Genomic DNA, 13,848 nt, shown 5'->3' with positions numbered 1-13,848 from the left:
GTGAAGGTGGGGGAGGATGTCAAAAAGTATAAATTTATTATAATGGTCAGGGTTTTTATTTTATTTGTCATTTTTATAAATTATATCAGTGATGCTCCCTATTCCATATTCATTTAATACAATAAATCAGCTATACCGCTAACTTTATATAATCACCAATTGTTATGGCAAAAAATATTTTTTATTACTAAGTTTGAATTAAAAAATAATTGAAGATTATAAAAAATATTTGTCATCATGAGAATAACAATTGTCCAATAATAAATTGATTGCCAGCGAATATTTTATTCGAGGAAATAGTGTTATGACACCAATTAAAATAATTAGGCTATAATATGATTAAATGAAAAAATTATTCTATAAAATAAATAAAATTTTTGGATGGGAATTTTATGACGGATTAATAATTTTTTTGTTGTGAATTTTATGGGGATTTCTTTTAAAAACCTTAAAGCCAATATGTTAATGATAATATTTTTGGTAAAAAAATTTATTAATTAATATATAAAAATAATTTAATGTTTAAATAGGAAAACATATGAAATTAAAAAATTTTTTTATCATGAGCTTTATATTAACTGTATCTTCAAGTCTATGGGCTCATGGCTATATAAAATCGCCGGCAAGCCGAGCATATAAATGCGCACAGGGAATAAATAAAACATGTGGTGATATAAAATATGAACCGCATAGTGTAGAACAACGCTCCGGATTTCCTGATAAGGATTTCCCACAGGATGGTAAATTAGCCAGTGGGGGTATTAAACGATTTGGTAAACTAGATGAAGCGGGTGAAAACAGATGGCATAAAACTCAAATGCAAGTGGGAGACAATATTTTTTCTTGGCATCTTAACGCTCGACACAGTACAGCTAATTGGCGTTTTTATCTTACCAAGAATGGTTGGGATCCTAATGTACCATTGGCCCGTGCGGCATTTGATTTAAAACCTTTCTGTACCCAATATGATGGTGGCGCAATACCCAAAGCAGACGTTAGCATAATTTGTAAAGTGCCTGTTGATCGTATTGGTTATCATATCATTTATGGTGTTTGGCAGATTGCTGATACGCGTAATAGTTTCTATCAAGTGATAGATGCGATTTTTCCTGATAATGATAAGAAGCAACCTACCGAACCAGATATTAAAGAACCAACTGTAACGACAACCAGTCAACCAGGTGAACCGGTTGTGGCGGATACGACAGTAACTGGCACCAAGTCGCCAACCAAATCCGTGATCACGCAACCAACCGTAACGACAGCCAATCAACCGGATGAGCCGGTTGTGGCGGATACGACAGTAACTGGCACCAAGTCGCCAACCGGATCAGTAGTCACCCAACCGACCGTAGCGACAGCCAATCAACCGGGTGAACCGGTTGTGGCGGATACGGCAGTAACCGTAACGAAACCGACAACCGGATCGGTGGTCACGCAACCAACTGTAACGACAACTAATCAACCGGGTGAACCGGTTGTGGCGGATACGACAGTAACCGTAACGAAACCGTCAACCGGATCGGTAGTCACGCAACCAACTGTAACGACAGCCAATCAACCGGGTGAACCGGTTGTGGCGGACACGGCAGTAATCGGCACCAAGCCGGCAACCGGATTGGTAGTCACGCAACCAACTGTAACGACAGCCAATCAACCGGGTGAACCGGTTGTGGCGGACACGGCAGTAATCGGCACCAAGCCGGCAACCGGATCGGTAGTCACGCAACCAACTGTAACGACAGCCAATCAACCGGGTGAACCGGTTGTGGCGGACACGGCAGTAATCGGCACCAAGCCGGCAACCGGATCGGTAGTCACGCAACCAACTGTAACGACAGCCAATCAACCGGGTGAACCGGTTGAGGCGGATACGGCAGTAACTGGCACCAAGCCGGCAACCGGATCGGTGGTCACGCAACCAACCGTAACGACAGCCAATCAACCGGATGAGCCGGTTATCACGGATACGGCAGTAACTGGCACCAAGCCGGCAACCGGATCGGTGGTCACGCAACCAACCATAACGACAGCCAATCAACCGGGTGAACCGGTTGTGGCGGATACGACAGTAACTGGCACCAAGTCGCCAACCAAATCCGTGATCACGCAACCAACCGTAACGACAGCCAATCAACCGGATGAGCCGGTTATCACGGATACGGCAGTAACTGGCACCAAGCCGGCAACCGGATTGGTGGTCACGCAACCAACCGTAACGACAGCCAATCAACCGGGTGAACCGGTTGTGGCGGATACGACAGTAACTGGCACCAAGCCGGCAACCGGATCGGTAGTCATGCAACCAACCGTAACGACAGCCAATCAACCGGATGAGCCGGTTATCACGGATACGGCAGTAACTGGCACCAAACCGTCAACCGGATCGGTAGTTACACAGCCGACAGTAACGACAGCTAGTCAACCAACTGAAACAGTTATCCCACTAACAACTAGTTCAAATACTACACTAACAATTAGTTCGAATACCACATTGAGTACTGGTTCGAATACCACACTGAGTACCGGTTCGAATACCACACTGAATACCGGTTCTAATACCACACTGAATACCGGTTCGAACACCACACTGAATTCGGGTTCGAATACGTCGTTGAATACCTTAGCGAATACAACACCAACTGTTGCACCGGCTACGGCTAATAATTCTGTTCTTACTTTAGATGATAATGAAATAGATATCCTGCCTCATTACTCTATGTGAGGAGGTGGGATGATGACTTGATACAGAGCAATAATGAGTAATGATATATCAAAATAGCTACCTTTATATGGTGTTCATTGACAATAAAGGTCGCTGATTTACTTAGTACCGTCACTATGTTATTTGATATTAAATTGTTCCCTGAGTGTCGTAATTGTCAACGGCAAAACAATGTGTTGTTAGGAATTAATTTGCCGTCAACCCTACAACAAATCGAGAAAATATAACTAAAATTGGAAAAAATAAAAAAATAAGCATAAATTTAATAAATAATTTATTTTTTCAATATTTATTGAAGGGGGGATGATTATGACGGTAATCCAAGGGGCACATACCTATTTTAAACAGAATGGGACTGTATTAATATCATCATCATCATCATCATCATCATCTCAATCCCTACCACCTTTTCAAGTCTCAGATCTATCGCAATGGGTAAATAATGCTTTGCGTGAAAATATACGTGGCAAAGATAAAATCAAAAAGTGGAAAGATTCTTATGATATCGATCAAGCCGCTCAACAAATAATACGTCAACATGCTACCTGGAATAGTGAGCATCAGATTGGGCAAGCCGCAGCGGTTACTTATTCTTTTAGCCGATGGCATGAGTATTATAATGCTTACTACCAACTAACAGAATACCAGCAGTTGCAGGCAAAATTGCACTGGATAGCTGGGCTGATGTGGCTAATATCACTTTTACTGAAGATGCCACGCAAACAACAAATATTAATTTTGGTAATTTTCACAGCATTAAAGGTCAGGCATTTGCTTATTTACCTGATAGTGGGCCACTTGCAGGGCAATGCTGGTTTAATGCGCAAAATCATGAAAATTTAGCTCCTTATCCGGGAAATTACGGTAGATTAGTACTTGTACATGAAATAGGTCATGCAATAGGGCTTTCCCACCCGGGTGACTACAATGCAGCATCAATTAATCAGCAAACCCAGACACTTGGCTGGAATGCCAATGCCCAAGAAGAGTTTGGTTATGCAAACAACGCGCCATATGAAGAAGATAGTCGTCAATTTAGTGTCATGAGTTACTGGCCAGAAAACAATACTGGAGGTTATTTTTATGGTTCTTATGCTTCGGCGCCGCTTATCGATGATATTGCTGCGGCTCAAGCGCTGTATGGCGCGAATATGCGTACACGAACTGGCGATGATGTCTATGGCTTCAATTCAACTACCAATAAAGATTGGTACACAATTAGCGACCCACGTATCGGTTGTATTTTCTCGGTATGGGACGCAGGTGGTAATGATACATTAGATTTTTCTGGTTACTCTCATCAGCAACTTATTAATTTAAATTCGGGTACATTTTCAAATGTGGGTGGATGGATAAAGAATGTCTCAATCGCTAAAAATACGGTTATTGAAAACGCGCTCGGTGGTTATGGGCAAGACACTATAATTGGTAATAGTGTCGATAATATAATTAAAGGTGGTGCTGGCGAAGATATTATTTATGGCGGTTTAGGGCAAGACATACTTTGGGGTAGAGATGAAACAGTAAGGCAGATGATAGCAACGAATAATCGTTCTGCCAATCCGTCTTCGTTTTACAGTTATTATACTGATAAGGTAGAAAATAGTGACCAGCAAACGCATTCCTCACCATTGAGAACTGGCCCAGCAGAAAGAAATACTTTTGTTTATCTGTCGTTTGAAGATTCAACCTTGAGTGGATCTGATAGGATCATGGATTTTCAAACAGGAGAAGATAAAATTGACCTGTCTTATCTGAATAAAAAGTTGTATGATAACTCTAATGGTCAAAGTTCCCTTACTTTTGTTAATGAATTTAACGGCCAACCAGGACAAATAAAAATCACTTACGAACCTAGCAGTCAATGGAGTAGGGTGCTACTCACTGTAAATAATGATGATATAGCTGATTTCGCTATTGATGTTTATGGTTATATTAATCCTCTCACTGACTTTATCTTACATCAATAGAGCGCTTATTTGTTATAGGCGCAAAAGTCGGTTATTAGCAACTTGTTCACTCTATTGTTTATCAACATAACTAAGATAAAATTATTTCTCTATTTAACAACATGATGGTTTATCTTTATCAAGCAAACAGAGCCGGCTTGCCGGCTCTATTAAATGCTTTTAAAATTATTAGTCCGCGATTGCGGCAACAATTTTGATTTCAATTTTATATTTAGGATTCATTAAAATAGCTTGCACTGTACAGCGAACAGGCGCTTTACCCGGTACAACCCAGCTATCCCAGACTTGGTTCATGCCAGCCAAATCAGCTTTATCAGCGAGAAAGATAGTTGCATCAAGGATATTGCTTTTATTTGAACCGACGCGGGTTAAAATGTTATCGATAGCCTGCAAAGCACTGGTTGTTTGCTGAAGAATATCACCCTCAAGATTTTCAGGAACACTAGTGTAATAGAGGATATTGTTAAATAGAGTAGCTTCTGACCAGCGATTTTCTGGATCAATATATTGAATAGACATCATTGTTCCTGATTTTTTAAACATAAAGTCATTGCTATATTGTCTACTAAAATCTATTTTTTGTCATGGTATGCGTTTATTTATTTAATAATGAAGAGTGCTAAGTGGGCTTTTATTACCACTAACCTAGCCATCAGTAAAATATTTTAGCTAATTTAAATAATGAGATTAAAGTGTTAGACGATTTTTCTATTAAAGGCCCACTGTTTGATGTCATACCTGGCTTTCGACCACGTGATGCGCAAATTGAAATGGCTCGTGCTATTACGACGGCAATTCAATCTCAACAGGCGCTTGTGGTTGAAGCAGGTACAGGAACGGGTAAAACTTATGCTTATTTAGTACCGGCCTTACGTTCTAATAAAAAAGTTGTGATCTCAACCGGTTCAAAAACTCTCCAGGATCAACTTTATTATCGTGATTTACCGATTATTAAAGCTGCTTTAGCCTACTCAGGTCATGTTGCTTTATTAAAAGGGCGTGCTAATTATTTGTGTTTAGAGCGGCTTGAACAGCAAACATTAGCAGGAGAACAACTTGCTGCTGAAATGATTGCAGAGATTGTACGCCTACGTCGTTGGGCAATAGAAACTGAGGATGGTGATATAAGTAATTGTCATCAGGTAGCAGAGGACAGCGCTGTTTGGCCATTGGTAACCAGCACTAATGATAACTGTATCGGTAGCCATTGCCCCTATTATCAGCGTTGTTTTGTACTTAAGTCACGCAAAAAAGCGTTAGAAGCCGATGTGGTGGTTATTAATCATCATCTATTTATGGCGGACAAGGTCGTAAAAGATACTGGATTTGGTGAGTTAATTCCGACATCAGAGGTAATTATTTTTGATGAGGCGCATCAGATCCCTGATATTGCCAGTCAATATTTTGGCCAACAGCTTAGCAGCCGCCAATTATTTGAACTTGCTCGTGATATTATCCTAGTTTATCGAACGGAAATTCGTGATCAGATACAATTACAAAAGTGCGCTGATAGTATTAGCCAGGCTACTTTAGATTTTCGATTAACATTAGGTGAAAATGGATTTAGGGGTGATTTACAACAATTACTTAATCAACAGTCAGTTAGTAGTGCGTTGCAGCGTCTTGAGGATGCGTTGGAATTTAGCTACGAAGTGATAAAACTGTCGCTGGGTCGTTCTGCCGCTTTAGATGCTATTTTTGATCGAACCACAACTTATCGTAATCGTTTAAATCGGTTAAAAGAGACAACTATCCCCGGCTTTAGTTATTGGTTTGAAAGTTTTGGCCGTCATTTTTTATTAGCATTGACCCCCTTAACGGTGGCGGATAAATTTCATGACATGATAACGACGGAAAAAGGGAGCTGGATCTTTACTTCTGCTACACTAGCAGTCAGTGATAAATTAAGCTATTTTAGCCAACGTTTAGGATTGGAAAAAGCCAATAGTTTAATCTTACCGAGTCCATTTGACTATCAGAGCCAAACATTACTTTGTGTGCCGCGTTATTTGCCAGATATTAATCAGGCTGACTTTGCTGAGCAATTAGTTGTTATGCTAAAGCCAGTTATTGAGCATAATCAAGGGCGTTGTTTCTTTTTATGTACTTCACTTAACATGATGCGTGAATTAACAGCCATGTTTCGTGAATGTTTGAGCTTACCTGTTTTGATGCAGGGAGAGACCAGTAAAGCCCGATTGTTGACCCAATTTACCGCAGCAGGTAATGCATTGTTGATAGCCACCAACAGTTTTTGGCAAGGGGTTGATGTTAAAGGTGACGCTCTCTCTTGTGTCATTATCGATAGATTACCCTTCACATCGCCAGATGAACCATTATTGCGAGCGCGTATGCAAGATTGTCAACTACATGGTGGCAATGCGTTTTATGATGTTCAATTACCTGATGCGGTGCTTAATTTAAAGCAAGGGATTGGCCGGCTAGTACGTGATGTTAATGATTCTGGAGTGATTATTATTTGTGATAACCGATTAGTATCGCGACCTTATGGTGAAATTTTTTTGAATAGTTTACCACCCTCGCCTAGAACGCGTAGTTTGCAAGCGGCAATTAACTTTTTAGCAAAAGCGCCATCAACTAATTAAATAAATAGTGCCATTAACATATAGCTTTTTTCTTGCTAACACCATTTTATTCAACAAAATATGTTAGTATTAGCAATTATTTAGTCATGAAAATAGCCAGGATATAAAGTATGGCAACCCATATATTAGCGATTGATACGGCCACTGAAGCGTGTTCTGTCGCACTGTGGAACGATGGTGAAATTTTTACTCAATTTGCCGTTTCACCGCGGGAACACACCAGAAAAATATTGCCAATGGTAGAACAGTGTCTCATTGATGCACATCTGGATTTACGAGATATCGATGTTTTAGCTTTTGGCCGTGGGCCAGGTAGTTTTACCGGTGTCCGGATTGCGGTAGGTATTGCTCAGGGTTTGGCCTTTGGGGCTGATTTGCCTATGGTAGGTATTTCTTCTTTATTAACTATGGCGCAAGGCGCTTATCGTCAATCAGGGGCAAAAAAAGTATTGGTAGCGATAGATGCAAGAATGGGAGAAATTTATTCTGCTTGCTATGAACTTAAACCAGATGGTGATTGGCAAGGCGAAGAGACGGAAGCGGTACTAAAACCAGAACAGTTTTTAGCCAAAATAAATAGCTTAAGTGGGCAGTGGGCTATTGCCGGGACAGGTTGGTCAGCCTATCCTATATTAAGAATGACAAATTTAAATATATTGGAAAGTGGTATTTGTTTACCTGATGCGCAAGATATGTTGCTTTTAGCCTTACAAGCGTGGCAAAAAGGTAAAACAGTTCAGGTTGAAGAAGCCCAGCCGGTTTATTTACGTAATGAAGTTAGTTGGAAAAAGTTACCCGGTCGTTGATAGTTGTTTTAAATTATTATGCCGTTTTAAGAGGTGGTTTATGAAAATAAAGTTAAACTACCAGGTTGCCACAAAGGTTGCTCTGTTGGCTGGTGTTGTTTTATTAACTGGGTGTGTATCAATTCCTGCTTCAATTAAAGGAAGCACGCAAACACCAGTTGAAAATTTATCAGCAGTGCGCGAGGCTCCTGAGCTTTATATTGGTCAAGAAGGGCGCTTTGGCGGTAAGGTGATCTCAGTTTTAAATAGTAACAACCAAACTCGGCTTGAGATTGCAGTAATGCCATTGAGTAAATATGACGCGGCACCAAGATTAAATACACCATCGGTTGGACGTATATATGCATATATCGGTCGTTTTTTAGAGCCATCCGATTTTAACGGGCGCTATATTACGGTCGTTGGAACTATTACTGGCATTGAAGCTGGAAAAATTGATTTAGTTTCCTATCAGTATGTCAAAATTGCAGTATCAGGTTATCAACGCTGGAATCAAATGCAATCAGTTGTATTACCACCTTCAGGTTGGGGATATGGATCGCCATGGTATCCAAATTATCCTAATTCGCCTTATTATTGGAATTGGGGTCCTTGGGGTTATCCTGTTGGTGAGGCTGAAATACGCACTTATCTAACCGAATAATTGTTATTTTTATCAATTAGGCAGGGTAAATATGGCAAAATATTTACCCTGATTAATTTTTATGCTGAGCAAAATTATGCCGTGCTATAAAGAGTGGTTGTGCATTAAAATGATAAAAGGCAGCTAGCTTTTTCGAGCAAAAGCAGAGCAGTTTATAATTAATATTATATATAATTATTTTGCTAACCTTTATAATTATTTTAAAACTAATCAAAACATAGCAGTTGATAAGTTAGCTTAGTTTAAACTTATTCGAGATTTGAAATTAAATAGTGATACATATCTCAGCATTAACATAGAACGGTTCTCAAACTAGTATGCTGAGTTAGTATTTTGTTAACAAATTAATTTTTGTCGGTACTTCACTTAGTTTCAAATCAGGAGTATTACAGTGGAAAAAATCTGGCTAAAAAATTATCCATCTGATGTTCCGGCAGAAATAGAACCGGTATCGGAAACATCATTAGCAGACTTATTAGAGAATATGGTTACGCAATATGCTGATCGCCCAGCTTTTATTAATATGGGTGAAATAATGACCTATCGTAAATTGGAAGAACGTAGTCGAGCGTTTGCGGCCTATTTACAAAATGGTCTCGGTCTGCAAAAAGGCGATCGGGTAGCGCTTATGCTACCCAATTTATTACAGTATCCGGTTGCACTTTTTGGTATTTTACGTGCAGGAATGGTTGTTGTTAATGTTAATCCGCTTTATACCCCAAGAGAATTAGAACATCAGCTCAATGATAGTGAAGCCATTGCAATTGTTATTGTATCAAATTTTGCCCATACGTTAGAGAAAGTAGTTTTTAATACGCAAATTAAACATGTTATTCTAACCCGTTTAGGCGATCAACTTTCTCGGTCAAAAGCAACAATTGTTGATTTTGTTGTTAAATATATAAAACGTTTGGTACCTAAATATTATTTGCCACAAGCGATCTCTTTTCGCCGTGTTATGCAATTGGGCTATCGTATGCAATATGTGAAGCCCGAAATTTCTGGTGAAGATTTAGCTTTTCTCCAGTATACCGGCGGAACCACGGGTGCAGCGAAAGGGGCAATGCTTACCCATTATAATATGTTGGCAAATGTTGAGCAGGGCAAAGCAACTTACCTGCCGGCTATGCAGTTAGGTAAAGAAATTATTGTGACGGCGTTGCCGCTATATCATATTTTTGCCTTAACCGTAAATTGTTTATTGTTTGTAAAGATTGGCGGTACAAATTTATTGATCACTAATCCACGAGATATTCCAGCAACCGTTAAAGAACTTGCTCGCTATCCTTTTACAGGTATTACAGGCGTTAATACATTATTTAATGCCTGGTTAAGTAATGAAGAATTTAGAAAGCTTGATTTTTCTCATTTGCATGTTTCTATTGGTGGTGGAATGCCGGTACATAAGGCAGTAGCAGAAGAGTGGCAACAAATAACGGGTAAGTGTTTACTGGAGGGTTATGGTTTAACTGAGTGCTCACCATTAGTAACGGTCAATCCATACAATTTAAAGCGATATAATGGTAGTATTGGCTTTCCTATGCCTTCAACTGATGTTAAGTTTGTTGATGACAAGGGTAATGAAGTTGCAATAGGCCAGCCAGGCGAGATATTGGTACGAGGTCCTCAAGTCATGAAGGGTTACTGGCGCACCCCCATTATGACTAACGAAGTGCTGCAGGATGGTTGGTTAGCGACCGGTGATATTGCGACAATTGATGAAAAAGGTTTTATTAAAATTGTTGATCGCAAAAAAGATATGATCTTGGTTTCTGGTTTTAATGTTTATCCGAGTGAAATTGAAGAAGTTATCTCTAATCATCCAAAGGTCATTGAAAATGCAGCCATTGGCGTGGTAGATGAACATACAGGTGAAGCAGTAAAGGTCTTTGTGGTATCAAGTGATCCGAATTTGACTGCCGATGATTTAAAAATTTATTGTCGTCAATATTTGACTGCCTATAAGGTACCTAAATTTTTTGAATTTCGTAGTACTGAATTACCCAAATCGAATGTAGGTAAAATACTAAGGCGACAATTAAGAGAAGAAGAGCAGAAAAAATATAAAAATTCCTCAGAAAATCATCAAGTAACACAGCCATTAGAACGTTAATTTAACTAATCAAATAAACAACATCGGTTGCTGGTGAGCTAAACCGGTGTTGTAAAAAATAATCATAAAGAGAAGATGTTTTGAATTATCAGTTGATTACGACAGATGCTCAACTTAAAGAAGTTTGTCAAGCAGCATCGAAAGCTAACAAAATAGCACTTGATACAGAATTTGTTCGGGTAAAAACTTACTATCCACAGCTTGGTCTTATTCAGTTATATGATGGTGAGCAAGTTTCATTAATTGATCCTATTGCCATTACTAATTTGGATCCATTTAAAAATTTATTAACCGATGGCAAAGTTACTAAAATCTTACATGCGGGTAGTGAGGACATAGAAGTATTTTTTCATCATTTGGCTTGTGTTCCCCAGCCGATGTTAGATACACAGATTATGGCGGCATTTGTTGGCCATCCAATTTCAACCGGGTTTGCTAGCTTAGTAAATGAATATTTGACTATTGCATTAGATAAGAGTGAGTCACGGACAGACTGGCTTGTTCGGCCATTGAGTGATAAACAGTGTCAATATGCGGCCGCTGATGTGTTTTTTTTATTACCTTTAGCTGAAAAACTACAACAGCTTATTGACACATTAGGTTATCTACCGGCTGCAACTGATGAATGCCAGCGTATTTTACTACGTCGGCAAGAGATATTAACCCCGGAAGATGCATATAAAAGTATCAAAAATAGTTGGCAACTGCGCGCTCAACAGCTGGCCTGTCTTAAACAATTAGCTGCCTGGCGGCTTAACCAGGCTCGTCGACGTGATTTGGCGGTTAATTTTGTTGTTAGAGAAGAGCATCTGTGGAAAATAGCGCGTTACTTACCTAATTCTTCAGCGGAACTACAGACAATAGGGTTAACTGGACAGGAGATCCGTTGTCATGGGCAGGAACTATTGCGAATCGTTAGCAAGTGTTATGACCTGGAAGAAAAAGCGTGTCCAGCGCCACTTTATCATCTTATCGATCACCCTAAATATCGAGAAGCGTTTAAGGCCATTAAAGAATTAACCAAACAAGTTGGTGAGCAACAAAAATTGAATAGTGAGTTGTTAGCCTCACGGCGTCAAATTAATCAGTTATTGGCCGTTCATTGGGGATTAAAAAAGAGCCATAATACACCAGATCTGCTTGCTGGATGGCGTGGACAGCTGCTGAATAATCCTTTAAAAAAGTTATTAGAACTATATCCTTAGTTAATTTATTCTGGCTTAGAATAAATTATAGCATGGTTATGCCTTATCTATTTAAAGTCATTTATTTTAAGATATATTTTATATGTATCTTCTTTCTTTTTAATTAAAGTGATCTAATTGTTATTGTTAAAAACAATATTATTTTATTAAGGAGAATAAAATGAAAAGGAAATTAATATTTTTATCGCTTATAACCTCATCTTTTTCTGGTTATGCTAATGATATATCTTTTCCACCACAGCAAGTAAATACTGAAGATCGACGATTAAAGGGGACTAATGAATATCATAATAAGTTGGGAACTAATATTATTATTGATAAAGATAATAAGAAAAATTTGACAGCAAGTATTATTAGTTATGAAGTCTATAGTGAAATAAATAACCTGGCACCGAATAAACGTAATGGCTATAAACCCGTTATTAATATTAATAAGGCTAATGATAAAAGGATATCACATACGGTATTTAAACAAATGGATATTGGTGAATTAGGCGTTTATTTGAATAATCTCAACTTAGCTAATCCTGCCTCAGTGATTATTACCGAGGTGAATGATACTAAGGCTAGCAAGCTTGCGGGTAAATTGGGCATATTAGGCAAAAAAGCAGTGCTTATTGTTGCTAATCCTAATGGCATTGAATGTTCGGCCTGTGGATTTACTCGCACAAATAATTTAACCTTACTGGCCGGTAATATTGCTTATAATAATGAAAATAATGCGATCATCAGTCCAGCGAAAAATAAAGCGGTGACTTTTTCAGGTAATATACCTCTTACTAATGTTGATACGGTTAATATTGTGGCAAGTAAGTATACTACTGTCAGTAAAACTAGCTTAATGGCTGATAAAAATAGTTTATAGAATTAGTAATATGCCACTTGCAATTGATTATAACAATATTGATGATAAAATGGCGCATGTCAACTTTGGTCACTATGTCCCATTTATATATTCTTTCAAAGGTGCTGAATTTAATAATCAAGAAAACAGTGTTATTAATGCAAAAAACATAAGTATGTACATATCTATGGGTTCATTTAATAATCATGGTACAATCAATAATAAGGGATTATTCTATTTTGATGTTTATGGCTCAAAAGATTCTAGTTATATTAATACAGGAAATATTTTTACTAATACCTTTGATGATCTATATTATATGGATCATAATCTAATAGAAAACAAACAAAATGGGCGATTTTACATTGAATATAAAAAATGTCGATAGTTATTTTAATTAATTAGATAGAATTTAATCAATTATTATAAAACATTTACGGTATTAAAATAATTCATTTAAATGGCTCTAAAATTTATTCCCTATCATCTTATAATGGGAATAATGCTTCTAATGACCAATGATATATTTATCTCCCCCGAATCAAGCCAAGTTGGCAAAATTACTTTAGATATTGGATCATATTTAATAACAAAACTGCATATTAATATTAATTCTTATCGCATTAGCCCATCACTATTGATGGGCACTTTGGTGTTAAAAACTGGCTATTTTGTTTTTTCGTCCATTTCCGGTAAAGTTACATTTAACTCTAAAACCGAGATATCATCATCTTTTTGCTCAAATTGTACCGTGAGCATTTCCGGATCAATTTGGACATATTTGCAGATAACCTTTAAAATATCACGTTTCATTGCAGGTAGGTAAGCCGGTCCACTGTCATTACGTCGGCGTTCGGCAACAATAATTTGTAGCCTTTCCTTGGCAATATTGGCCGTTGATTTTTTTTTCGACAGGAAAAAATCTAATAAGGCCAT

At 38.2% G+C, this 13,848-nt stretch carries 12 protein-coding genes; 10 read left to right on the top strand and 2 right to left on the bottom strand.

Features of this window, described 5'->3' with window-relative positions:
- Window positions 1-538: 538 nt before the first annotated feature.
- The 3 genes from LDL57_RS08210 (at window position 539) to LDL57_RS08195 (ending at window position 4,695) form a co-directional block, all read left to right on the top strand.
- Window positions 539-2,725: a lytic polysaccharide monooxygenase gene (locus tag LDL57_RS08210; protein ID WP_225505376.1), complete on the top strand. Its 2,187-nt coding sequence runs from the start codon at window positions 539-541 to the stop codon at window positions 2,723-2,725.
- Window positions 2,726-2,802: 77 nt separating this feature from the next.
- A complete protein-coding gene (locus tag LDL57_RS08205) occupies window positions 2,803-2,952 on the top strand; it encodes a hypothetical protein (RefSeq protein WP_180559840.1) in 150 nt (49 codons plus the stop codon).
- Between the two features lie 459 nt (window positions 2,953-3,411).
- Window positions 3,412-4,695, top strand: coding sequence for a M10 family metallopeptidase C-terminal domain-containing protein (locus tag LDL57_RS08195; RefSeq protein WP_180559841.1), 1,284 nt, complete (start codon window positions 3,412-3,414; stop codon window positions 4,693-4,695).
- Window positions 4,696-4,863: 168 nt separating this feature from the next.
- On the opposite strand, the gene LDL57_RS08190 is transcribed toward LDL57_RS08195, so the two are convergent.
- The gene (locus LDL57_RS08190; RefSeq protein WP_180560070.1) at window positions 4,864-5,214 is read right to left on the bottom strand and encodes a RidA family protein; all 351 of its coding nucleotides are present in this window, start codon (window positions 5,212-5,214) and stop codon (window positions 4,864-4,866) included.
- Window positions 5,215-5,387: 173 nt separating this feature from the next.
- Between LDL57_RS08190 and yoaA the strand changes: the two genes are divergently transcribed.
- The 7 genes from yoaA (at window position 5,388) to LDL57_RS08155 (ending at window position 13,300) form a co-directional block, all read left to right on the top strand.
- On the top strand, window positions 5,388-7,301 hold the full coding sequence (yoaA, locus tag LDL57_RS08185; protein ID WP_180559842.1) for a DNA repair helicase YoaA: 1,914 nt from the start codon (window positions 5,388-5,390) through the stop codon (window positions 7,299-7,301).
- Window positions 7,302-7,411: 110 nt separating this feature from the next.
- Window positions 7,412-8,107 carry a tRNA (adenosine(37)-N6)-threonylcarbamoyltransferase complex dimerization subunit type 1 TsaB gene (tsaB, locus tag LDL57_RS08180; RefSeq protein ID WP_180559843.1) on the top strand — a complete coding sequence of 232 codons (696 nt, stop codon included), beginning with the start codon at window positions 7,412-7,414 and terminating at the stop codon, window positions 8,105-8,107.
- Between the two features lie 40 nt (window positions 8,108-8,147).
- On the top strand, window positions 8,148-8,750 hold the full coding sequence (locus tag LDL57_RS08175) for a Slp family lipoprotein (protein WP_180559844.1): 603 nt from the start codon (window positions 8,148-8,150) through the stop codon (window positions 8,748-8,750).
- Window positions 8,751-9,141: 391 nt separating this feature from the next.
- On the top strand, window positions 9,142-10,863 hold the full coding sequence (gene fadD / locus LDL57_RS08170) for a long-chain-fatty-acid--CoA ligase FadD (RefSeq protein ID WP_180559845.1): 1,722 nt from the start codon (window positions 9,142-9,144) through the stop codon (window positions 10,861-10,863).
- A gap of 80 nt (window positions 10,864-10,943) precedes the next feature.
- A complete protein-coding gene (rnd, locus tag LDL57_RS08165; protein ID WP_180559846.1) occupies window positions 10,944-12,068 on the top strand; it encodes a ribonuclease D in 1,125 nt (374 codons plus the stop codon).
- Between the two features lie 160 nt (window positions 12,069-12,228).
- Window positions 12,229-12,933, top strand: a complete 705-nt coding sequence (locus LDL57_RS08160; protein WP_180559847.1) for a two-partner secretion domain-containing protein — start codon at window positions 12,229-12,231, stop codon at window positions 12,931-12,933.
- 10 nt (window positions 12,934-12,943) lie between these two features.
- Window positions 12,944-13,300 (top strand): hypothetical protein, encoded by a 357-nt coding sequence (locus LDL57_RS08155; RefSeq protein ID WP_180559848.1) that lies wholly within the window; start codon window positions 12,944-12,946, stop codon window positions 13,298-13,300.
- A gap of 278 nt (window positions 13,301-13,578) precedes the next feature.
- Here LDL57_RS08155 and minE read toward each other — a convergent pair whose 3' ends face one another.
- Window positions 13,579-13,848 carry a cell division topological specificity factor MinE gene (gene minE, locus LDL57_RS08150; protein ID WP_180559849.1) on the bottom strand — a complete coding sequence of 90 codons (270 nt, stop codon included), beginning with the start codon at window positions 13,846-13,848 and terminating at the stop codon, window positions 13,579-13,581.

Origin of the sequence: Arsenophonus apicola (assembly GCF_020268605.1) — a bacterium.
Classification (GTDB): Bacteria; Pseudomonadota; Gammaproteobacteria; order Enterobacterales; family Enterobacteriaceae; genus Arsenophonus; species Arsenophonus apicola.
Note: the sequence above shows the minus strand (reverse complement) of the source record. Positions and strands in the feature narration are given on the sequence as shown.

What these genes read in the sequence shown, in the direction of transcription:
- LDL57_RS08175 (WP_180559844.1), top strand. Translation starts at nt 8,148, where the DNA reads ATGAAAATAAAGTTAAACTACCAGGTTGCCACAAAGGTTGCTCTGTTG.
- LDL57_RS08155 (WP_180559848.1), top strand. Translation starts at nt 12,944, where the DNA reads ATGCCACTTGCAATTGATTATAACAATATTGATGATAAAATGGCGCAT.
- minE (WP_180559849.1), bottom strand. Translation starts at nt 13,848, where the DNA reads ATGGCCTTATTAGATTTTTTCCTGTCGAAAAAAAAATCAACGGCCAAT.
- LDL57_RS08210 (WP_225505376.1), top strand. Translation starts at nt 539, where the DNA reads ATGAAATTAAAAAATTTTTTTATCATGAGCTTTATATTAACTGTATCT.
- LDL57_RS08160 (WP_180559847.1), top strand. Translation starts at nt 12,229, where the DNA reads ATGAAAAGGAAATTAATATTTTTATCGCTTATAACCTCATCTTTTTCT.
- LDL57_RS08190 (WP_180560070.1), bottom strand. Translation starts at nt 5,214, where the DNA reads ATGTCTATTCAATATATTGATCCAGAAAATCGCTGGTCAGAAGCTACT.
- tsaB (WP_180559843.1), top strand. Translation starts at nt 7,412, where the DNA reads ATGGCAACCCATATATTAGCGATTGATACGGCCACTGAAGCGTGTTCT.